Origin of the sequence: Thermicanus aegyptius DSM 12793 (genome assembly GCF_000510645.1) — a bacterium.
Classification (GTDB): Bacteria; Bacillota; Bacilli; order Thermicanales; family Thermicanaceae; genus Thermicanus; species Thermicanus aegyptius.
Window position 1 is genome coordinate 3,419,634 of the sequence record NZ_KI783301.1, and the last position, 21,968, is coordinate 3,441,601.

General features: G+C 48.6%; 17 protein-coding genes. 4 read left to right on the forward strand and 13 right to left on the reverse strand.

All coding sequences use genetic code 11. From position 1 onward, the window contains the following. Window positions 1-47 precede the first annotated feature (47 nt). From THEAE_RS0118100 to THEAE_RS0118140, 9 genes are all read right to left on the reverse strand, one after another. On the reverse strand, window positions 48-2,975 hold the full coding sequence (locus THEAE_RS0118100) for an insulinase family protein (RefSeq protein WP_028988397.1): 2,928 nt from the start codon (window positions 2,973-2,975) through the stop codon (window positions 48-50). Window positions 2,976-3,213: 238 nt separating this feature from the next. After that, on the reverse strand, window positions 3,214-3,651 hold the full coding sequence (locus THEAE_RS22305) for a bactofilin family protein (protein ID WP_156920665.1): 438 nt from the start codon (window positions 3,649-3,651) through the stop codon (window positions 3,214-3,216). Then, window positions 3,623-4,573 carry a M23 family metallopeptidase gene (locus THEAE_RS23635; protein WP_169730005.1) on the reverse strand — a complete coding sequence of 317 codons (951 nt, stop codon included), beginning with the start codon at window positions 4,571-4,573 and terminating at the stop codon, window positions 3,623-3,625. Before THEAE_RS23635 ends, THEAE_RS22305 begins: the two co-directional genes overlap by 29 nt. Before the next feature lie 366 nt (window positions 4,574-4,939). Continuing rightward, window positions 4,940-5,647 carry a purine-nucleoside phosphorylase gene (gene deoD / locus THEAE_RS0118115; RefSeq protein WP_028988398.1) on the reverse strand — a complete coding sequence of 236 codons (708 nt, stop codon included), beginning with the start codon at window positions 5,645-5,647 and terminating at the stop codon, window positions 4,940-4,942. After that, window positions 5,644-7,095 carry a protoporphyrinogen oxidase gene (hemG, locus tag THEAE_RS0118120; protein ID WP_028988399.1) on the reverse strand — a complete coding sequence of 484 codons (1,452 nt, stop codon included), beginning with the start codon at window positions 7,093-7,095 and terminating at the stop codon, window positions 5,644-5,646. The genes deoD and hemG overlap by 4 nt, the downstream gene beginning before the upstream one ends. Window positions 7,096-7,175: 80 nt before the next feature. Next, window positions 7,176-8,102 carry a ferrochelatase gene (gene hemH, locus THEAE_RS0118125; protein WP_028988400.1) on the reverse strand — a complete coding sequence of 309 codons (927 nt, stop codon included), beginning with the start codon at window positions 8,100-8,102 and terminating at the stop codon, window positions 7,176-7,178. Beyond that, the gene (gene hemE / locus THEAE_RS0118130) at window positions 8,095-9,156 is read right to left on the reverse strand and encodes a uroporphyrinogen decarboxylase (protein ID WP_028988401.1); all 1,062 of its coding nucleotides are present in this window, start codon (window positions 9,154-9,156) and stop codon (window positions 8,095-8,097) included. Before hemE ends, hemH begins: the two co-directional genes overlap by 8 nt. Before the next feature lie 97 nt (window positions 9,157-9,253). Beyond that, a complete protein-coding gene (locus tag THEAE_RS0118135; protein WP_039945522.1) occupies window positions 9,254-10,129 on the reverse strand; it encodes a cation diffusion facilitator family transporter in 876 nt (291 codons plus the stop codon). Window positions 10,130-10,280: 151 nt separating this feature from the next. Beyond that, window positions 10,281-11,075 (reverse strand): YesL family protein, encoded by a 795-nt coding sequence (locus tag THEAE_RS0118140; protein ID WP_028988403.1) that lies wholly within the window; start codon window positions 11,073-11,075, stop codon window positions 10,281-10,283. Between the two features lie 379 nt (window positions 11,076-11,454). Between THEAE_RS0118140 and THEAE_RS21705 the strand changes: the two genes are divergently transcribed. Further along, complete coding sequence (locus THEAE_RS21705; RefSeq protein WP_245605644.1) at window positions 11,455-13,617, forward strand: alkaline phosphatase PhoX; 2,163 nt, start codon at window positions 11,455-11,457, stop codon at window positions 13,615-13,617. Window positions 13,618-13,710: 93 nt separating this feature from the next. Here the strand turns inward: THEAE_RS21705 and THEAE_RS0118150 are convergent, their stop codons facing one another. After that, the gene (locus THEAE_RS0118150) at window positions 13,711-14,673 is read right to left on the reverse strand and encodes an L-threonine 3-dehydrogenase (RefSeq protein ID WP_028988404.1); all 963 of its coding nucleotides are present in this window, start codon (window positions 14,671-14,673) and stop codon (window positions 13,711-13,713) included. A 168-nt stretch (window positions 14,674-14,841) separates the two neighbouring features. Then, a complete protein-coding gene (locus THEAE_RS0118155; protein ID WP_028988405.1) occupies window positions 14,842-16,035 on the reverse strand; it encodes a glycine C-acetyltransferase in 1,194 nt (397 codons plus the stop codon). 307 nt (window positions 16,036-16,342) lie between these two features. Between THEAE_RS0118155 and THEAE_RS0118160 the strand changes: the two genes are divergently transcribed. After that, window positions 16,343-17,572, forward strand: coding sequence for an aminopeptidase (locus tag THEAE_RS0118160; RefSeq protein ID WP_028988406.1), 1,230 nt, complete (start codon window positions 16,343-16,345; stop codon window positions 17,570-17,572). A gap of 224 nt (window positions 17,573-17,796) precedes the next feature. Here the strand turns inward: THEAE_RS0118160 and THEAE_RS0118165 are convergent, their stop codons facing one another. Together THEAE_RS0118165 and THEAE_RS21710 are read right to left on the reverse strand one after the other, a co-directional pair. Further along, window positions 17,797-19,023: an ArsB/NhaD family transporter gene (locus THEAE_RS0118165; protein ID WP_028988407.1), complete on the reverse strand. Its 1,227-nt coding sequence runs from the start codon at window positions 19,021-19,023 to the stop codon at window positions 17,797-17,799. Between the two features lie 365 nt (window positions 19,024-19,388). After that, the gene (locus THEAE_RS21710) at window positions 19,389-20,315 is read right to left on the reverse strand and encodes a LysR family transcriptional regulator (RefSeq protein ID WP_052330160.1); all 927 of its coding nucleotides are present in this window, start codon (window positions 20,313-20,315) and stop codon (window positions 19,389-19,391) included. A 236-nt stretch (window positions 20,316-20,551) separates the two neighbouring features. Between THEAE_RS21710 and THEAE_RS0118180 the strand changes: the two genes are divergently transcribed. Then, window positions 20,552-21,517 (forward strand): YeiH family protein, encoded by a 966-nt coding sequence (locus tag THEAE_RS0118180; RefSeq protein WP_425426433.1) that lies wholly within the window; start codon window positions 20,552-20,554, stop codon window positions 21,515-21,517. Beyond that, a complete protein-coding gene (locus THEAE_RS23940; RefSeq protein ID WP_084213615.1) occupies window positions 21,507-21,725 on the forward strand; it encodes a universal stress protein in 219 nt (72 codons plus the stop codon). The genes THEAE_RS0118180 and THEAE_RS23940 overlap by 11 nt, the downstream gene beginning before the upstream one ends. Window positions 21,726-21,968: the final 243 nt, after the last annotated feature.

Sequence of the window (21,968 nt, forward strand, 5' to 3'; positions counted from 1 at the left end):
GGTGATTCACGCTTGATATAGAAGGAATATGCCTCTCTTTGAATTCCTTAGTCTAATACTTGCACCAGTCGATTGAAGAAGGCCCGGTTGGCCCGGATCTTTTCTTCATTTCCCAACACGCAGATCACTTTCTCATTGAGGACCTGATCCAGAAGATCGGCATATTGGCGGATTGTCTCCACGGTGGTGGAGAGGATTTCATCCCGCTCTTTCTGCACCTCTTCTTTCGTAAGCCCGGAGAAGTAGAGGGCATCCCCCTTCTCCCCCTTCATGGATGGGCTTAACGGGGTGTCAAGTCGACTGATGGTTCCCAGAATATACTTGGTCATCTCCCGTTCATCCGCCTGGAAATTCCGAACGTACTGCACCATCTCATCGTAAGCTTTTAAGGTTTCCTCCAAATTGGGATCCCTGTAAGAGGCGAAATATATATTGCCGTTCCTGTCGATCCCTACCAGACTGCCATAAGCGCCTCCCTGTACCCGCACCTTATTCCATAAATAGTCGAGATTCAGGATCGTCTTAAGCACCTGCATACTGCCGGAATAGTCATATCCCAATTTTTTGAAGTTATATCCCTTGGCCACGTATTGAACTTTGGCGGCGGTCATTAAGCCTTCGTTCCCTTTTTCATCTTGAAAGCGGAATGGTTCTCCTCGCCGCATTCCCTCTTTCAGTGCTGCCTCCAGAGCGGGAAGAGACTCGGCCACGCTTTTATATTCCTCTTCCCCTCCCGTAACGCTGATGAGGAGGTTCTCTTTGGTAAAGAGGCTCTCGGCTACCTTCTTCAGATTCCGGCCGATCTCGCCCTTTTTGCCTTCCCATTCATTAAGGAGCCCTGAGACGAAATGGTAGAAAGCAATTCCCCCCGTCTCCTCCGATACTTTTGCCCCTGGGGAGAAATAGGAGAGAAGGCGGGTGGCGGCTATCATATGTCCCCGATCGTAGAGCGCCATCTCCATCCTCGACCTGGTTTCTTCGAGAAGTTCCTTTAACCTCTTCTCTTCATCATAGCGGGATGTAAAAAGGATCTCTTCGATCAGTTTGATCAATTTCGGCACTTTATCGGTTAATGCTTTGCCCCGGACGATCAATTTGGATTGAAAGAGGCTCTCCTGCCGGTGATCCTGATAGACGCCTGTTGCAAATTGAATGCCCCCGGTATGAAGGTTGATCTCATTGGAGAGCTGCTCATACGAATTGTTTTCCGTGCTGACCTTGCTTAAGATTCCGGCAAGGAGTGCCGCATAGGGAAGAAGCCCCTGATCCACCCGGGCAAGGTCGAAGTAGAGGTTTACATAGGTGATTTTATTGGTCTGTTGCGGGTGATAGAGAACGTTAAAATTGCCTTCCTGCCTTTCTTCCGTCGCGGGAATTTCCGCCTCTTTTCTCACATCCTCCAGCGAGAGAAGGGGGATCTTGGCCAACTGCTCCGGATCATCCGGTGTGATCTGCCGCTTAAGAAGAGACTCTGTCTCTTGAACCATCTCCCTCCTCTCTTCTTCCGTGAGAGAGGCTTTGTACGCCTTTAATTTCTCCCGCGTCTCCTTCGCTTTCTCTTCTTCTAATCCCTTTTTCGGCGTGAGGAGAAACAGGGTCCGGTGGGGATTGTTTAACAGATCCTTTTCGATCAAGGTTTCAAAATAACGATTTTTCGCCCCTTCCTTGATCTTAGAGAGGGGTTGCTCATATTGGAGGGGAGGGAGGGGGTCTTCGTCATACAGCCAAGAATTAAAGACCTGGATGTTATAAATCAGCCCCTTGGGATAGTTGCGGGCATCCGCTTCCCGCAAGGTAAATTCCTTTCGGTTGATGGCGGACTCGACCAATTCTTTGTCAATCCCGTTTTTCACCAGTCCCTTCAGGGTGTCCCAAACCACCTGCTGAAACCGCTCTTTCTCTTCCGGATTGGTGTTTTTAACCACGATGGAGAAGACCGGCTGCCGTATGGAGGAATCGTAGAAACCGAAGACATCCTTTCCCAATCCCGCTTCGATCAGGGCTTTCTTTAGGGGAGCCGCCGGCGTCTCCAACAACATATATTCCAGAATGTCAAAGGCTACGTTTTTTTCTTCGTCGGTAGAGGTTCCAACGGCAAAATTGAGGCTTAAAAAGCTCTTATCCCGCTCCTTTTCGGTAGAAGAGATGGAGTATTCCGCCTTTACCTCCCTCTGTTCTGAAAAGGGCTTCTGGAGTGGAATGGCCGAATCGATCTTTTTCCGGTCAAAGTGGGATAAATATTCCTGGTCCAGGTATTCTAACTGTTCCTCCAGATTTAGTTTCCCATAGAGGAAAAGGTAGCTGTTGGAGGGATGATAGTAGGTACGATGGAAAGAAACGAACTCTTCCTGGGTTAAGGTGGGAATTACATCCGGGTCTCCTCCCGATTCAAAATGGTATGGGGTATCCGGAAAAAGAGATTCCTGGATCTTGCGGAAGAGAACCGATTCCGGGGAAGAGAAGGCTCCTTTCATCTCGTTATAGACAACCCCTCGGTAAGTTATCTCCCCATCCGGTTCTTTTAACTCGTAGTGCCAACCCTCCTGTTTCAAAATCTCGGGATCGTTGACCAGATTGGGGTAGAAGACGGCATCCAAGTATACATCCATCAGGTTTCGGAAATCTTTATCGTTCATGCTGGCCACCGGATACATGGTTTTATCGGAGTAGGTCATGGCATTGAGAAAGGTGTTAAGGGAACCTTTGGCCAGCTCAACAAACGGTTCCTTCACAGGGTATTTCCGGGAACCATTGAGAACGGAGTGTTCCAAAATATGGGGGAGTCCGTTGCTCGACGCCGGCGGTGTACGAAAGGTGATGGAGAAGACTTTATTTTCATCATCGTTTAAGAGGACGAGAAGTCTGGCCCCGCTTTTCTTGTGTTCGAAAAGGAGACCTTCCGACTTTATCTCTTCCACATATGCTTTTTTTTGGAGTAAAAATCCGTGAATCACCTGATCCACATCGTAGGGCATCCCGATATCCTCCTTAGAAATGGTCTCTTCTTTAGGCTATATTGTATCACGCCTTGGAAAGGATAACCACATGTTAGCATACCCAATTCCTTCTCCGCTAACCGGGCTTTCTCCTCGTTTGGGATAAAAGAGAAGTGCCTTCTCCCGACCGGTTGAAGGCACCCGACGATCACATGAAGCGTATCATCAAAGGGAATTTTTAAATGGTATTTTTCGTTATTCGCTCTGGAAGGGCGGGCTATGCCGTCTCTTTACTTACCGGCTCTTTTCTTTCTTCCTGGGCTGCCAGGAGCTTTCCCTGATGGAACTTTTCCTTCACCGGTTCGGGTTCGCTATGCCCCTCATTTTTTAAAGTGCTGTTTATCCTGGCCCCTTTTTCGACCTCGCACGTCTTATAGATTAACTCGCCCTTAAAACTGCTTGAGCCGGTGAAGAGGGCGTGCTCCTCTACCTTCAGGTTTCCCAAAAGTTCTCCTTCGATGGTGGCATTCCTGGAAAAGATGTCACCCACCACCTTTCCCCCTTTGCCGATAAATACATCTCCCTCCGAACTGATTCCGCCTTTTATCTCCCCATCAATGCGGATCGAGCCGGCCACCCGGAGACTCCCATCCACCTGCGTTCCTTCATGGATGACGGTCATGGCATCAGTCATTGGCGGTTTCTTCTTGAGCAACGATTTCCTCTCCTCCCAAAAATGGTTTTGGATCTAACGGTTTCCCATTCTTCCGGACTTCATAGTGAAGGTGGACCCCTGTGCTCCGACCGGTCGTCCCCATTCTCCCGATCTGGTCTCCCCGTTCCACCTCATCTCCCGCTTTTACCGTAAAGGAGGAAAGGTGCGAGTAGGTCGTTATATATCCATTTCCATGATCTACCTGGACTTGTTTGCCATAGGGCCCATTCCGTCCGGCAAAAATCACCTTCCCTTTGGCCGTTACATGAACGGGCGTACCGTAGGCATCCGCAAAGTCAATCCCTTCATGCATTTTGTTCTTTCTCGTAAAAGGATCCTTTCGAATTCCAAAAAGGGATGTTACCCTACCCGTAGCAGGCCATCCCATCGGGATTCGCTTCATCGCTTCCATGTGTTCTTTTAAACGGGCCTCAAGGGAAGAAATGGCTTCCTCTTGCAGGGAGATCTGTTGGTTTAAACGGGTTAATTCGCTGCGAATTCCTTCTATGTAAACGTTTGAGGTTCCCACCGCCAAGGCGGTGCCGGGATAGGAAAGAAGGCTTGCCGCGGTTACGCTTTTCCCTTTATCGGGGGTCGGTTCCAGGCTTGTGGGGCTCTTCCCCCCTCTCATCTTATTCAGCTCTTCCAAGTGGGATTGATTCTTTTCTACCTCCGTCTTTAATCGGGTTACATCCCGGTTTAGTTGCTCAAAACTCTTCTTGAGCTGTTCGTTCTCCAGCAGGTAAGTTTCATTCTCCGATTTCACCTGTTCATGGATGGTGAGGGTTTCATCGTAGAGGTTTTTCATCTCAAGGTATTGTTGCCAAAAATATAGGCCCATCAGAATGGCGAAGAGAAAGAGGGTGAACGTGAATCCTATGAAGAGAAGGGCAGGGATCGTGCGAAATCGATACGACTTCACCTCTCCTTTTCCCTGGGGGATAAATTGCATCGTCCAGTGGAGGTTTTTTATACGCAGTCGTCTAATTCGAATCCCTCCTTTTCCCGACGGTCTCTTTACGTCCGTAGACAAAATGAGCAAGGATGTTTATTTTATTCTCCATACTTCGAGAAAATCCTGCCAGGTAAAGAGTGAAAAATTTCCTCCCTCTTTTTCTAGAATGAGACAGTTTTTATTAAATCATACCAAAGAGTTTCTTCTTCCTTACAGATTTTCGTTTCATTTTTTCAAAACATGCAATGAGGCCGGATTTCTCCGGCCTACGTTTAAAGCCCCACCCCATACGCGTAAGCGAAGACGGTGGGGCATGAACGATAAAATCGTTGGTCAATCCGCAATGATGGTATCAAGGGCGATTTCTATCATCTGGTTAAAGGTGGTCTGCCTCTCCTCCGCCGTGGTTACTTCCCCCGTTAACAGGTGGTCGCTTACGGTAAGGATGGACAAGGCTTGAACGCCAAAACGGGCGGCAAGCGTGTAAAGGGCGGTCGTCTCCATCTCCACGGCTAGCACTCCATGTTTCTTTAATAGTTCAATGGGTTCCTGATCCTCGGTGTAAAAGGTATCGCTGGTGAAGATCCCCCCCACATGAACCGGCAACCCTTTGGACCGAGAGGTTTCATATGCTTTAAGCAAGAGGCTGAAATCGGCGGTCGGAGCAAATTCCACGCCTTTAAAACGGAGGCGGTTCACACCGGAATCGGTAGATGCGCTCATCGCCAGGATAATATCCCTAACCTTTACCTTTTCCTGATATGCCCCGCAAGTGCCTACCCGGATCAATTTTTTCACGCCATAGCTGTTGATCAGTTCATGGGTATAAATGGAGATGGAAGGAACCCCCATGCCTGTCCCCTGCACCGATACTTCTACCCCTTTATATTTTCCGGTAAACCCAAACATGTTGCGCACCTGATTATATTGGGTTACCCCTTCCAGATAGGTTTCCGCAATATACATCGCCCTCAGAGGATCTCCGGGAAGCAGGATCCTCTCTGCAATTTCGTGTTCTTTTGCGCCGATATGAACGCTCATTCGTTTCCCTCCTTATTGATATGGAATGATGATTGTAGATACCTTAACCCTTCCTCGGCGGCTTCTCTCCCTTGACGGACACAATCGGGCATACCCACTCCGTTAAAGCTGGAGCCTGCAATATATAGACCCGGATAGCGTGCCGCCAACTCTTCACGGATTACTTTTACATTTTGTAGATGTCCCACCGGATACTGGGGCATGGATTGGGGGAGGCGGGTAATTTCATGGAAAAGGGGAGTCGCCGCAATTCCCATCGTCTCCCGAAGATCCTTCTTCATCCGGTGCAGGAGTTCTTCATCGTCCATGTGAAGCCATTCCTCTTGGCCGGAACGTCCCACATAAAGGCGAAAAAGAACTTTCCCCGGCGGTGCAGTATGGGGCCATTTAGAAGAAGTCCAGGTGCAGGCGGTGATGGTTCTCCCTTCCGTTCTTGGAACCAGAAATCCTGAACCATCTAGATCAAACGGAATCTGATTCGCCTCATAGGCCAAGATGACATTGGCGACAGAGACAAAATGAATCCGTTTGAGCCGCTCTCCAACCGCTACATCAGGGAGGAGCAAGGCCAGGATGGGCGCAGGCAAAGCGGATATGAGAAGATCTGCAGCCAGGGTCTCGCCTGTTCCCAGGGTAACCCAATATTGATTCTCTCTTTTTTCGATTCGATTGGCACCGGCGCCGAGAAGAATTTTTCCTTTCAGTTCGTCCGCCAATTTCTCGATGATGGAGATGAGCCCACGGGATAAGCTTAAGAACACCGTCCTTTTCGCCACTTCCGGCAAACCCTCCATCTCTTTGGGAGGGGGATTTCTTTTGTTCATCATCATCCCAAAGATGAGGCTTCGGTGTTTCCGTTCCATCTCCTGAAACTGCGGAAAGGTGGCTTGAAGACTTAAGGAATGCGTATCTCCGGCGTAAATCCCGGCGAGGAGAGGTTCGGCAATCTGGTACAAAACCTCACTTCCCAAGCGGCGTTCTAGAAAATCACCCAGGGATTCATCTTGGTCCATATTTCCCCTCGGAAGTAGGAGGTCTAAGGCTGCCCTCAACTTGCCCAAGGGGGAGACAAGACCTGTTTTCATAAAAGGACCTATCTCCGTAGGAATTCCCAGGGTTAAACCTTGGGGCATGGGATGAAGTTTTCCCTTATGGAAGATGTAAGACTTTTTTCCCTTCGGACTAGTGGCCACCAATTCCCCTTCCAATTTGAGATCTTTAATGAGCTGAAGCATCGCAGGTTTCCTGGCCAGAAAGGAATCAGGCCCCCTTTCCAAGAGAAAGCCGTCCCTTCTCTTCGTCATCACCTTTCCCCCCAGGCGGTCATCCCGCTCTACCACCGTAATTTCAAGGGGAAGCCCTTTTTCCTTCGACCACTTCTCTAAATAAAAGGCAGCGGTTAGACCGGTAATGCCTCCTCCCAGCACCACCGCTTTCTTTCTGATCATTCCTTTCCGCCTTCTTTCTTTATCTTTGTAAGATAAATTTTATCACAAGGAATGAACTTCCTTTCTCCATTGAGGAACGATTAAATAAGCGTGTAGGCCGCTTTGATCACCTCATCGGCGAGGGTATCGATAAAACGGGGATCGGTACCCGGCATGGCGGTCCTTTCCAGATGGATTCCCACCTCTTCCGCTTTTCGCTTCGCATCGAGATCCAAATCATAAAGAATCTCCAAGTGTTCGCTTACAAACCCGATGGGCGCCGTCAGGACGGCCTTTACCCCCTCATTTTTTAATGCGGGGATTACTTCCAAAATATCCGGACCTAGCCACGGTTCAGGGGTTTGTCCTGCGGATTGCCAGACAAAACGCCACGAGGCGATCTTCTCTTTTTCCCCGACGGCTTTGGCCGTTGCCATCAGTTCGTCCATATAAGGATCCCCTGATTGAAGGATCCGAGCGGGCAGGCTATGGGCGGAAAAAAGGAGAAGGGGGTTTTCCCCCTCGGTAAAAAGAGTGAATGCTCTTCTTACCAACTCCCCCCATAGTTCGATGAAACGGGGGTGAAGGCCATACCGTTTTACAAAGGCCATCCGTACTCCGAGGCGATTTGCTTCTGTCTCTGCCCTCCTTATGTATTCCCCGATGCTCATCTGGGAAAAATGGGGGGCAAGCACAATCCCAACCGCTTCCGAAACTCCCTCTTCCCGCATTTTGGCGATGCCTTCCTCAATAAAGGGATGAGTGTGGCGCAGTCCTTGGTATACTTCAAAAGAAAAAGGCATATCCGCTTCAGATAATCGTTGTTTTAATGCCTCCGCTTGCTTGTCGGTCTCTTTCCGAAGGGGAAAGACTCCTCCAATCGCCTCATATTTTCCTTTTAATGCCATTAATTGTTCCTCGGTAGGAGGCCTTCCGTGCCGAATATGGGTATAATACGCCTCTACTTCTTCCATGCCTGCCGGAGTACCATAGGACATCACGAGTACCCCGATTTTCCTTCTATCCACGAACGGCTCCCCCCTCCTTCAGTCTCTCTCCGGAATAATGATGCACCCACTCCGTCAGTGCCTTCACCTTATCCAAGTCTGCTTCAGGAAATAGGCCGTGCCCTAAGTTAAAAATATACCCCGGCGCTTCCATCCCTTCATCCAGGATCTCCTTCGCATATTCCTGAATAACCGGGAAAGGGGCGGTTAAGAGCATCGGGTCGAGATTCCCCTGAATGGAAAAACCTCCTCCCGTTCTTCTCCTTCCCTCCCGAATGGAGACCCGCCAGTCTAACCCGATCACATCCGCCTTGATCTCGCGCAGGGTGGGGAGAATCTCTCCGGAACTTACTCCCGGAAAATAGATCTTCGGCTGGGGAAGATCTTCAAGAGAAATGAAAATCCGCCGGATGTATGGCAGAACATAGCGGGTGTAATCTTTCGGTGAAAGGGCTCCCACCCAACTGTCAAAAAGCTGGACCGCGTCGGCCCCTGCCAGGATTTGCGCCCTGAGATAGGAGGAAACCATCTCCGTTAGACGTTCCATCAGCGCTTCCCAAACCTCTTTCGCCCCGTACATCAATTCTTTTGTTCGTATGTAGTTTCTTGATGGTTTCCCTTCAATCAGGTAGCTGGCAATCGTAAAAGGGGCACCGGCAAAACCGATCAACGGAACGGTGAGTTCCTTATGCAAAATATGGATGGTATCAAGGATATGGGGAAGATCACCTTCTGCATCAAAGGGCCGCATCCTCTTCACATCCTCCAGGGTGCGAATCGGATGGGGAATCACCGGTCCGATTTCCTTCACGATGTGAAACTCTATCCCCAACGATTCTACCGGATTCATGATATCAGAGTAGAGAATGGCCGCATCCACCCCTAATTTATGCACCGGCATCATCGTAATCTGCGCGGCCAATTCCGGATTTCTGGAGATTTCAAGAAGCGTATACTTCTCCTTAATCTTCCTGTATTCCGGGTCAAAACGGCCCGCCTGCCTCATGTACCAGACCGGAATCTGGTCTACCTCTTCCTTCCGGCAAGCCCGGAGAAAACGGTCGTTTTTTAGCATTCCTTTCCCTCTTTCTTGGCACCTATAGCTTATTATGCCTGTTTTACATAGTGGAAACAACCTCAAACCCCGTTAAAGTTTTTACAACATCGTGGCTTTAAGGTTTTATATCCGGTTCTATATGAACATGAACTTCTATCACCGCCGCTTCTCTCATGAGCTGCTTCTCAATCCGATCGGCGATATCATGGCTCTCTACTGTGGTAAGGAAGGGATCGACCGTTACCTTTACATCCAAAACCACCCGATTCCCCATGCTTCGGGCCTTTATATCCAGAACTTCCCGAACCCCCGCCGTGGCGGAGACTTTTTTCCGATATTCTTTCAAGCGGTCCTCCTCAAATCCGTCGGATAGGGCATGGGCCGCCTCCCGGAAGATATCCCAAGCAGTCTTTAGAATAATCAGTCCGATGACGGTGGCTGTAAAAGGATCTAGCCAAGGAAAGCCAAAAAAGGAACCCATAACCCCTATAAATGTGCCGACGCTCACCAGGGCATCGGAACGGTTATCATAAGCGGCGGCGAGCAGCGCCTGATTCTTAATCTTCTCCCCCAGATGGCGGTTATAGCGGTAAACCCCATAAATGACCATCGCTCCAGCCAACGCGGTCCAGCCGGCCAACATATCGGGATGTTCCAACTTGGGGGAAAAGATCTTCGGAATGGCTTGACGCAGGACATCAACCCCCACAGCCGTCATAAAAAAGGAGGCGATTAAAGCGGCGATGGTCTCTGCCCGCAAATGGCCGTAAGGGTGATTCTCATCCGGGGGTTTCCGGGCAATGCGAAGTCCGATTAAAACCGTAACTGAAGTAAAGATATCGGAAATATTATTTAATCCATCGGCATAGAGGGCTTCCGACTGGGCGAAAATCCCAACGAAGAGTTTTACCACCGAAAGCAGGACATACGCGACTAGAGACAAAAGCGCCCCTTTTTCCCCCTTGCGAATGTCCTGGTATGCATCTGTCATCATTGTTCATCTCCCGTGTTTTCATACCTTCCTATCTTACCAAGTCCGAATCGTGTGGGTCTATAGCAACATTTTTTGCCAATTCCAATTTCTCGAAAGCCGTTCTGGCGCTATCATACCCCGCCTGTACTAAAATCAGCGATTTTCCCCATTATTCCTCCTGATTCGGGTTTACCGGAGACCCCTCTCCTCTCAGTTTATCCAGAGTTTCCTGGGGTTCCAAGGATCCCTGCCCTTCCGCCGATTTCTCCGCGTTTCCCCCCTCTTTCTCCGTCAGGCGCAGATAATTTTTATGAAAGATCCAATAGGAGAAAAGAGATAAAAGGCTTCCTGTGAAAAAGGCGAGCAAAAAGGTGAAATAGAAGACCGAAATAAAGAGGAGAACAAGAGAAATGAGGAGGAGGGAAAGGGCTCTTAGTGGGCTTATAAGGGTGATGAGCAAAGAATTTTTGATCAACGTCCAAAATTTCACCTGAAAATGAACCAACGAGGAAAAGAAGAAAGGAAGCGAAGTGATGAGAAACAGCAGGAGAAAACCTGTGACATAAGCCAGAGCCTTAAATAATCCGGGCTGCTGCCAATAAAAATAAAAATTGACCCCTAAAACCAAACCGGCTAGGAGGTAGAGGCATCCGCCTAAGAAACTGTACCCATAGTTTTCCTTGTACCCCCTGAAAAAGGTACGAAATAGGGGTACATCCTCTTGCCCGATGACCCACTTCCGGGCTACCGCGAACGAAGCGGCGGTGGAGGGGAAAAAGAAGATCGGAGAGAGGAGTCCCATCCAGAAAAGGACCGGAGGATAGGAAGGGGGCCCGGAAAGGAGGAGAAGGACCAGAAAGAAAAAGGGAAACGCCGTAAAAATCCACAGGAGATTAAGCGCACTAAGACGCATGATCCATTCGGAGATTCGGTAAAGCCCTCCCATAAAACCGCCTTGTTCCATACGTTTCATCCCTTCTTGTTTAACGTACCGCTTCTATTTTTACCATTCCATCTCTCGTCATCTGCTTTCGGGAGCCATATCCCATCCAACAGGAAATCATTTGACATGGTTTACTTTTTATACTATCACATTTATGGCCCTCCATGAAGTACATGCATGACGGCAGCATGACTCGCTGAAATGCTTTTAACAAAATGCATGAGTCCGCCGAATATTAAGAGAGTGTAAATCTATTTTTAAGTTTCTGATAAAGTGGTTCATTTTTGCAAATCGCTGATGAATAATACTCTTGTAATCTCTTGATAGAATTTATAGCCAAGGAGGAATCGCTTTGAAAAACGGAAAGAAGTGGATCGCATTGGCTCTTGCCACGGGGCTTATGCTTCCTTCCATCCTTCCCTTTCGCGGCGAAGCACAGGAAACCATCCCTGTGAAATCGGTCCGCTTCATCGGGATGGATGCGCCAAAGACGGTGGAGCAGATGGCGGCGCCGTACTCGGCGGCCAAGTTTGAGGTCACCTATGCGGACGGGACGAAGAAAACCTTCCCCCTCTCCTACAAGCTGCTTTATAAGACCAATGACGCTTTGGCCAACAAAAACGGTCAGAAGTTCCCCATCGGAACCCCCCTCGATGCCAATGGGAATCCGATGAAGGACAAGAGCAAAGACGGATTGGATGTCTATTACATCTCCGATGCCCCTGATGCCAATAGCCTCCTCCAACCGATCGACGGCCAGCTCTACTTGGTTACCCATCAAGAGTATACGTCCATGGATGCGGCAGGCAAGGATGCTTGGAGGAGAGTTCCCGCTTCCATCAATCTGGCCCGCTTAGAACAAAATATGCAGACGGGAGAACTCCGGGTCGTCACCGTGGATAAAATAAACACCGCCGATGCCAACGGAATCTGGGTTCCCTGCAACGGTTCCCTTTCTCCCTGGAACACCCATCTAAGCTCCGAAGAGTATGAACCCGACGCCCGTCAAGTGGAGCTGGAACGGAAATTGGACGCGCAAGCGAAACAAGTGCGAATCGACAAAGGGGAATTTGACAAGACCAATACCTTCTCCTTCGCCCGGCTTTATTATGGGGATGAAACGAAGGCAAATCCGTATCTTTATGGATATATTCCTGAAGTAACGGTCTATCCTGACGGTTCCACCAAGGTGGTGAAGCATTACAGCACCGGTCGCAAATCAAACGAAATCATGGTGATGATGCCCGACAACCGGACCGCCTACTTTGGGGATGACGGCGATTATACCACGCTCTTCATGTATGTGGCCGACAATGAAAAAGACCTTTCTGCAGGCACCCTCTATGCGGCCAGATACCATCAAACGAGCGCCGAGAACGGCGGACAAGGGACCCTCGAATGGATCAAGTTGGGACATGCCACCGATGCAGAAGTGGAAGAGATGGCGAAGAAGTATTCCTTCAGCGATATCTTCGAAACCTCTGCCGGTCCGAAGGAAGGCTTCACGGCCATCAAACAGTATTCCGCCCTTAATTCCGACAGCGGCGCTGTGGAATATCTGAAGGTAAAACCGGGAATGGAGAAGGCGGCCGCATTCTTGGAATCCCGCCGCTATGCGGCTTTGCTTGGCGCCACTTCGGAGTTTAACAAAATGGAAGGGGTCGCTGTTAATCCCAAAGATAAAAAAGTATATGTCGCCCTCTCCGATGTGAGCAAAGGGATGGAAAAAAACGAGAAAGACCCCGTCGACCACATCCAAGTGGCCAAGAATAAAGCCGGCGGTGTGTATGAGCTGGCATTAGCCGGTGGGCAGAAAGATAAAACAGGAGATCCCATCAGCAGCGCCTATGTGGCCACCTCGATGAAAGCCCTCCTCCTTGGGGAACCGCTAAAGGAGGGAGATGCGTATGGAAATACGGCAAATCCGGACAAAATCGCCAACCCTGACAACCTGAGCTATTCCGAAGCGATGAATACCCTCTTCATCGGGGAAGATAGCGGTATGCACACCAACAACTATGTATGGGCTTATCATTTGAGCACGAAGGAACTCTCCCGCATCCTCTCCATTCCCGCAGGGGCTGAGGCAACCGGCCTACAGGCAGTTGACAACCGCAACGGGTTCTCCTATGTGATGAGCAATTTCCAACATCCTGGGGATGGCGTTGCCGGCAGAAAGATCACCGCCGTGGATCCGGCAGCCCTTGTAAAAGCATTGGAACAATCTCCCTTTGGCATCATGAAGGCCGGTGGAGTCGGATACCTCCAAGGAGTAACCTTAGCCGCATTGGAGAAAGATGCAAATCAACCCGTTCAAACGATACCGCCCGTTACCCATCCGCCCATAAATGTGCCACCGGTTACACAACCCTTCAAGCCCAATCCGCCTTTAACCTCTACACCGGCTAAAAAAGTGGTGGAATACGTGGTAAAACCGGGTGATGTCCTATGGAAGATCGGCAGGAAATACGGGGTTGATTGGCATGTCATCGCAGAATACAACCATCTGAAAAACCCCCACCTGATTCTTGTTGGCCAGAAGCTCCTCATCCCGTTAAATTAAAAGGAACGAAATAGCCCCTTTCCGACAAAAGGAAGACCCGTCTTGCCTGGGTCTTCCTTTTCTTCACTCTTGCCCCCGCCTCTTCCCTTCTCCCTATTTCGCCATCGGCGAAAAGAACTTCTCCTTCAACTTCTTGATCATCTCCTCAGTCATCCTTGACAAATCATATTCTGCTTTAAAGCCCCATTCTTCCATGGCTGCCGTCACATCCATGGAATTGGGCCAACTTTCGGCGATGGCTTGCCGAATGGGATCAACTTGATAGGATAACCGAAACTCGGGAATCCACTTCCGGATCTCTGCGGCGATGCTTTCCGGATCAACGCTCATAGCCGTTACGTTATAGGCGTTTCTGTGCTTTAACCGCTTCCCATCCGCTTCCATTAAGGTGATCACGGCCTTTATTGCGTCCGACATATACATCATATCCATGAAAGTACCCTTGGCGATATAGGAAATATATTCCCCTTTCCGTACGGCGCCCTCGTAGATCTCCACCGCATAGTCGGTCGTTCCTCCTCCAGGGGACGTTTTATACGAGATCAACCCAGGAAAGCGAAGTCCTCGGGTATCCACCCCATATTTGAGGTAATAATAGTCGCAGAGAAGCTCCCCTGCTACTTTATTGATCCCGTACATGGTGGTAGGCCGTTGTATGGTCACCTGAGGGGTTTGCTCCTTCGGGGTAGTGGGGCCGAAGGAGCCGATGGAACTGGGGGTGAAGAATTGTGCGTTCCTCTCCCGGGCCACCTCCAGGGCGTTCAGTAATCCCCCCATGTTTAAATTCCATGCCCTTAAGGGATCTTTTTCCGCCGTGGCGGAGAGGAGAGCTGCCAGGTGAATGATGGTATCCACCTTATAGTTTTCCGCCAATTCCCCCATTCTTTTTCGATCCATCACATCGAGGAGCTCAAAGGGTCCGGATTCCATCACCTCCCGATCTCCTCGGCGCACGTCGGTGGCAAGGACATTCTCGGCACCATAAACATCCCTTAGAACCATCACCAGCTCAGACCCGATCTGTCCCAATGCCCCTGTGACTAAAATCCTCTTCATCCTTAACCTCCTCCTCACAGAAAAGCCCCATGAATCGTCACCATAACTCCTCCATCATCCCTTTGAAAAACCAAGGTTTCCTACTCAGTCCACTTTTTCACCTTTTGCCTTATCCCATCCTGTCGGCTTGGCTTAGGAAGTCCCGAGGAAACCGGTCAACTTACTTCCTTATCGAAGTATCCCTAACTCCTTCCCCACCCTTTCATAAACATCCAGCGCTTGGTCCAGCATCTCCCGCGTATGCGCTGCCGTCGGCATGTTTCTGATCCTCCCCTTTCCCTTCGGGACCGTGGGGAAGACGATTCCTTTTGCATAAACCCCTTCTTCATAGAGGCGCTTGCTGAAGGCTTGCGTTTTTTCCTCTTCTCCGATCAGGACCGGTGTGATCGGGGTCTCGCTATTTCCGATATCAAATCCCAATTCCTTTAGGCCATTTTTCAGGTAGCGGCCATTTTCCCAAAGTCGACGGTTCAGTTCCTGGCTTTCCATGAGAAGATCTAGGGCCACGAGGATCGCTCCCACATCTCCCGGGGTGAGGGAGGTAGAGAAGAGAAAGGGACGGCTTCTCACCTTAAGCCAGTCGATCAGCTTCCTCTTGCCGGCCACATAACCTCCAACAACCCCAACCGCTTTGGAGAGGGTCCCAATCTGGAAATCAATTCGATCGGAGAGGCCAAAGTGCTTTACCGTTCCGGCGCCTCCCCCCATCACCCCCGATCCATGGGCGTCATCCACATAGGTGATGAGGTCCCACTCCTCCGCAATTTTTACGATCTCCGGGAGTTTCGCGACATCCCCGTCCATGGAGAAAACTCCATCGGTGATGACCATGATCTTCTTGTACCGGCCCGACTCCCTTGCTTCTTTGGCCAATCGGTAGAGGGCATCCATGTCGGAATGGGGATACTTTAGGATGGTCGCCCTGGAGAGCCTGCAACCATCAATGATGGAAGCATGGTTTAACTCATCGGATAAAATGGCGTCCTCCTTGTCCATCACAGCGGAGATGGCGGCCATATTACAATTAAAGCCTGACTGATAGGCGATCGCCGCCTCCGTATGTTTAAAGCGGGCCAACTTCTCCTCCAACTCCACATGGATGGCCAGGGTTCCATTGATCGTCCGTACCGCTCCCGCCCCAGCCCCATACCTATGAATCGCCTCACAAGCCCCTTTCTTCAGCCGCTCATCGGTCGCAAGGCCTAAATAATTATTGGAGGAGAGGTTGATCAATTCCTTTCCCCTGATCCGGATGACGGGCCCATTCGGGCTTTCTAACGGGTCGATTTCGTTATAAAGGCCCTTTTCTTTTAACTCTTCCAAATTCCGCTCTAAGAACGCATCTAAACTCCTGCCGGACATCTCCCATCCCCCCGCTTGATCGAATCGAGTGATTTCCCTGTGATCCGTCCACAAACATTTGTATTCTCTGGAGAGACATAGCTCCCGTCCTCAGCATCAAATCCTTAAAATATTTAGGTATCACTATGCTATTCATTATAAACTGTTTCTGTGTAGAGGACAATAGGAAGGCAATTCGTCTCACAGTCTCTGCTTCTTCGATAAAATTTTCCGTTGCGCCATTTTATCCCTTTACCGTGATTTTTTCGGATTCTTGTGATAATGTAGAGGAGTAACATCCAGATCAAGTCATGAAAAGAGGGATATGATGAAGACGTTTGATGAATTGCTGGAAAATTATGCGCAAGTCGCCGTAGAGGTTGGCGTCAATCTGCAAAAAGGACAGATCCTGGTCCTTCAGGCTCCGGTTGAAGCAAAGGAGCTGGTTCGAAAAATTGTTCGGCGAGCCTATGAAAAAGGGGCCAAATATGTCCATGTGGAGCTGAACGATGAACAACTGACCTACATAAAGTTTACGTATGCCCCTGAGGAAGCCTTTACTTTTTACCCCATGTGGAGGGCAAAAGGATTTGAGGAAATGGCTGCAGAGGGAGCCGCCTTTCTTCAAATTTATTCCCCCAACCCGGATCTTTTGAAAGATGTAGATCCGAAGCGATATGCCACCGCCGCCAAAACCGCCGGCACCGCCCTGAAAGCGTACAAAAGTTATTTGATGGAGGATAAGGCTCCCTGGTCCTTGATCTCCGCTCCGACCGAAAGCTGGGCGAAAAAAGTTTTTCCCGATCTTCCGGTGGAAAAGGCGATCGACCTATTCTGGGGGAAGATTTTCTCTATCAGCCGCGTCAACACCGATGATCCCATCGCCGCCTGGAAAACCCATAATGAACAACTTCACCGGAAGGTGGCGGAGTTAAACGAGAAGCAATATAAACAGTTAATCTATACCGCGCCTGGAACGAACTTGACGATTGAACTGCCTGAAAACCATCGGTGGAACGGAGGCTTCAGCCTGACGCCGACGGGAATTCCTTTTAATCCCAATATTCCCACCGAAGAAGTATTTACAATGCCCCACCGGGAGGGGGTCAATGGCGTGGTTCGAAGTACAAAGCCCTTAAATTACGGCGGGAATCTGATTGAAAACTTCTCCTTTACCTTTAAAAACGGGAAAGTGGTCGATTTTGCGGCGGAAAAGGGATACGAAACGTTAAAACACCTCCTCGACACCGATGAGGGAGCCCGTTATTTAGGGGAGGTGGCCCTTGTCCCCCATGATTCCCCCATTTCCAATTCAAACATCCTCTTTTACAACACCCTGTATGATGAAAATGCCTCCTGCCATCTCGCCCTGGGCGAAGCATATCCCACCTGCCTCACCGGTGGAGAAAAAATGAGCAAAGAGGAGTTGAAAGCAGCAGGAGCCAATGATAGCCTCATCCATGAGGATTTCATGATCGGGTCCGCCGAGCTGAATATCGACGGCATTACGAAAGACGGCAAACGGGAGGCGATCTTCCGCAACGGAAACTGGGCGTGAGAGGGATTAGGCGCAGAATGAAGAATGATGACGGGATGTGAAACCTTTCAAGCCCCCTCGCTTGAAGAGTGAGGGGGCTTTTTATTAATCACACATCCGGTCGAATACAGGGCCGTTGTCATCGTCCCACGCTTCTTCCCTCAGCCACTTCGATCATCGGGACTCTTTCGATCTCAGGCACAGGCGTTATGGACGATTCAATGAGCGCCTAAGGCGATAAGGAATCATTGCAGACGGAGAATGCTCATGAATAGTTGGAAATAGATCATCGCGAGCGACACCAGAATCAGGGTTAAAGGAAGGCCGATTTTAAGATAGGATAAAAAACGAATTTCCACACCATGTTTTTTTGCGATTTCCGCCACAATCAAATTGGCCATCGAACCAATCAGCGTTAGATTGCCGGCAAATGTGCTAAAAACGGCCATCGAGGCCCACCACAGGTCTCCTGCCCCTGACGGAATGAAAAATCGAAGTAACATGACCGCCGGTACATTACTCACCAAATTAGAAAGCACCACGGTAAACAGCGAAAACAGAGGAAAGCTATGGGTACTCTCAAACGACGTCGTTTTCAACAAGTTCATGAAGAGACCGCTTTTCTCTACGCCACCGATCATCACAAATAATCCAATAAAAACGACCAGCAGGCTAAAGTCGATGCCCATATAAATTTTATTGGGATTGATTCGACGTGTAATCAACAAAAAAGCAGCCCCGAGGCTTGCCACAATCGCCGGGTCATATCCCAATAAAAATCCGCCCAAGACAAGAAGAACTGCGATGATCCCCTTCTTGACCAAATAGTGATGTACCGCACCGGAGAGCGGTTTGGGAGCCGGAAATGGACCTTCCAATTCATTCCGATATACCCGTGCAATGATGAAGTAGATAAGAACCAGGCCAATTACGGATAGCGGCAAGGCCACCGCTATGTACCAGGCAAAATGGATTCCGGAAAGACTTCCAATCAGAATATTCTGAGGGTTGCCGATCAGAGTGGCTGCACTTCCAATATTAGAAGCCATGGCAGTCCCAAGCAAGTAAGGAACGGGATTTAAATCTACCTGTTTACAGATCAGGATCACGATCGGGGTAAAGAGCAAACATACGATGTCATTCATGAAAAAGGCAGACAACATGCCCGTTGTAAAAATGACTGCGATTAACAACTGCCTCTTCGTTTGCAAACGACGAATCAACCTTTTGCCAACCAGATGAAAGAATCCGGTTATGTTTAAGTAAGAGGTGATTATCATCATAGAAAATAAAAGAACGATGGTCCGGTAATCGACGGCTTGGGCAGCTTCATCAAAACTTATCACACCTGTGCCGATGGTCAGCGCTGCCCCAATGATGGCGATACCGGCCCGATCGATTTGAAAAATAGGACTTTTCCCTAGGGCAAACACAAGCAACGTTAAGAATAGAATCAGGGCAGGAATCTGCAAAATGAAATCACAGCCTTTTTAACTCTTCCTCACACTTCTAAAATGCAAATGGTAGATTTTTAATTTATTATAACACATACCTCAAACCCCTTCTAAACCACCTCCCTGTTAGGTGTTAGTCAAGTGAATGTGGGCAACCCTCTTTTCACCTAATTCTTTAGAACCATAGCAGCTTCCCCGCCGGGCAAGGACTCCTTCTTACAGAAAAAGTAAGCCAACTCGTTGCACATGCTACTCCGCTTCTTCATATGGTAACGTGGATTCACTCCTCTGTCATATTCCTCTTCATTCTTTCTGCGCTTGAGTGCATGTTCATACTTGCGATCGTACTCCTTATTGGAACATGGTGGAATAGACGGAACCGGTCAATCAGTTAAAATACGTAAGCCATCATTCATCCTCAATGCAGGTAAGGCTTCATTCTTCCGCAAGATCTCCAAAAAGACCTCCGTGGCTTTTGTATGAAATGGTGTGGCCTGCGTGATGAGCGAAAATCTGCGGGAAACCGGAAATCCATTTATTTTTAGCGCCTTTAATGTTCCCAGTGAGATTTCTTTCCGAACCGCCCAGTGTGAAAGCAGCGTGATACCTAACCCCGCTTCGACAGATTCTTTAATGATTTGAGTACTGCCAAATTCCATGATGTTATGCGGATGAAACCGGAATTTGACAAACATTTTTTCGGTTGCCTCTCGTGTCCCCGAACCTTCTTCTCGGACGATCCATGTTTCTTCACATAAATCGGAGATTTGTATATCCTTTCGATTCGTAAATCGATGGTTGGCTGAGGTAATGATAAACATCAGATCCTCCGCAAGTGGTTCGATATGTAGCCTCTCATGTTTAAAGTCCCCTTCTACGATTCCAACGTCCAATTGATGACCGGCGACCAGTTCCGCAATTTCTTTTGTATTGCCGATGGTAATGGTCGGCTTAATCAATGGATATTGCTCGCGCAAGTGTGCGATGATGTGGGGAAGTACATATTCTCCATAGGTGTAACTGGCCCCGATGGATAAATTCCCACTCGCCTTATGCATTAAATCATCGACCAGGCACTGCATGCGGGTATAGAGTCCCAATATTTCTTTCGCATGATGGTAGACGATTTTCCCAGCTTTGGTTAATCGTACATATTTATTGTTTCGCTCTAAAAGTTTCGTTCCAACCATTCTTTCCAGTGTTTGAATGTGTTGACTCACTGCCGGTTGGGTCATGTGCAACTCTTCTGCTGCACGTGTAAAATTTTCCTTTTCTACTACGGTGACAAAAACAAGTAACGATTGATCCACTCTGATTTCCCCTTTTTAAAGATCCTCCGCATTTATTATGCCATTTTACTTATTATTATCATCATAATGATTTATTTTTCTTATTCAATGAAACGCATTATGATGGAACAGTAAAAAATAACGGAGGTGTCGATATGGAAGCTCAAACTGAAAACACCGTACCATTGCCGGATGGATCCATAGCATCAAAGGATGAAATAAACAAGCGAACCAAAGCTTCATCGTTTGGATTGTGGATGGGCGGAATTGCTTTTACGTTTGCCATCGCTTTAATAGGCTATGGTTTAGCTCAGGTGCCGGGGTTTGATCATGTGGGTCCACTCGCATCTGCAATCATCATTGCTATTGTGTATCGTCAAATTTTTGGATATCCGGAAGCCATACGTCCCGGAATTCAATTTTCTGCCAAAAAATTACTACGGTTGGCCATCATCTTGTATGGTTTAAAGCTGAACATCGACGTAATTATTCATCAGGGACTTGGTTTGCTTGTACGCGATGTCGGTTCGATTGTGCTTTCCATTTTTTTGACGGTTTTCATCGCTAAATGGTTAAAAGCGGATTCGTCCTTATCCCTTCTTCTTGGAATCGGTACAGGGGTTTGCGGCGCAGCTGCCATTGCGGCGGTATCCCCCATTCTAAAAGCTAAAGATGAAGATACAGCGATTGGAGTGGGGATCATTGCTCTGGTAGGTACTCTATTTGCCATCACATATACCATTTTAAGACCTTTCATCGGCTTAACGAGCGTTCAATATGGCATCTGGTCGGGTGTAAGCCTGCATGAGCTTGCGCATGTTGCATTAGCGGCGGCTCCTGCCGGTCAAGACGCTTTGGCAATTGGCTTATTGGCGAAATTGGGGCGGGTCTTCCTGCTGGTTCCTCTCAGTTTCATCTTGATGTATTGGATGAAACGTAGAAAGAAAGAACAATCTGCCGCAAAAATCGAGTTCCCTTGGTTCTTGATCGGGTTTGTCGTATTGAGTTTCTTCGGCAGCTATGTTCTTGGCAAGCATTTATTCGTTTCGGAAGATGTGATGAACCATATTGCGAATCTTACGACCTTTGTTCTAACCATGGCAATGGTGGGACTCGGGTTGAATGTAAGCCTTAAAGATCTCCGAACGAAAGCATTGCGGCCGCTTATTGCCATATCGATTACGTCGGTCGTTCTATCCTTGCTGACGTTTATTGCCGTGTGATCGATTTTATAAAGCGGAGGGTGGTGTCCATCACACGGGTCATCCGAGCATTACAATCTGTGAGGTTGCCAAAGAGGTGCAGGCAAAATTGATTGTTGTGGGAAGCCACGGGAGAGGTTTTGTTGCTCGTGCCTTATTGGGCAGCGTTGCACACGATCTTTTGCACCGTTCACATATTCCCCTCCTTATTGCCACAGCCAGGAAATAAGTTGTAAAAGGGACATCACAAGAACGTATGGAATGAATAACACCGTTTAAACAGAAAGTCCGGGATAATGAGCTGTTCCCAGGATCAATCCGGCAAGCACGTTTTTTCGCTTATAAAATATAAACATATAAAAACCGTGAATGTGTTGAAAACCTTTTATCACAGAAAGAAAGCGATTATAATAAGGATGGTGAAGGATGTCATTTGTGATAGGAGGGGGTTTTTTTGGAAACCATTCATTCT

Excerpts from the sequence above, each read along its gene's own strand:
- THEAE_RS0118140 (WP_028988403.1), bottom strand. The coding sequence starts at position 11,075 with ATGGAACAAGGCGGTTTTATGGGAGGGCTTTACCGAATCTCCGAATGG.
- THEAE_RS0118180 (WP_425426433.1), top strand. The coding sequence starts at position 20,552 with ATGGGCGGAATTGCTTTTACGTTTGCCATCGCTTTAATAGGCTATGGT.
- hemG (WP_028988399.1), bottom strand. The coding sequence starts at position 7,095 with ATGATCAGAAAGAAAGCGGTGGTGCTGGGAGGAGGCATTACCGGTCTA.
- THEAE_RS0118100 (WP_028988397.1), bottom strand. The coding sequence starts at position 2,975 with ATGCCCTACGATGTGGATCAGGTGATTCACGGATTTTTACTCCAAAAA.
- THEAE_RS21705 (WP_245605644.1), top strand. The coding sequence starts at position 11,455 with ATGCTTCCTTCCATCCTTCCCTTTCGCGGCGAAGCACAGGAAACCATC.
- THEAE_RS0118135 (WP_039945522.1), bottom strand. The coding sequence starts at position 10,129 with ATGACAGATGCATACCAGGACATTCGCAAGGGGGAAAAAGGGGCGCTT.
- THEAE_RS0118160 (WP_028988406.1), top strand. The coding sequence starts at position 16,343 with ATGAAGACGTTTGATGAATTGCTGGAAAATTATGCGCAAGTCGCCGTA.
- THEAE_RS0118155 (WP_028988405.1), bottom strand. The coding sequence starts at position 16,035 with ATGTCCGGCAGGAGTTTAGATGCGTTCTTAGAGCGGAATTTGGAAGAG.
- THEAE_RS0118150 (WP_028988404.1), bottom strand. The coding sequence starts at position 14,673 with ATGAAGAGGATTTTAGTCACAGGGGCATTGGGACAGATCGGGTCTGAG.
- deoD (WP_028988398.1), bottom strand. The coding sequence starts at position 5,647 with ATGAGCGTTCATATCGGCGCAAAAGAACACGAAATTGCAGAGAGGATC.
- hemE (WP_028988401.1), bottom strand. The coding sequence starts at position 9,156 with ATGCTAAAAAACGACCGTTTTCTCCGGGCTTGCCGGAAGGAAGAGGTA.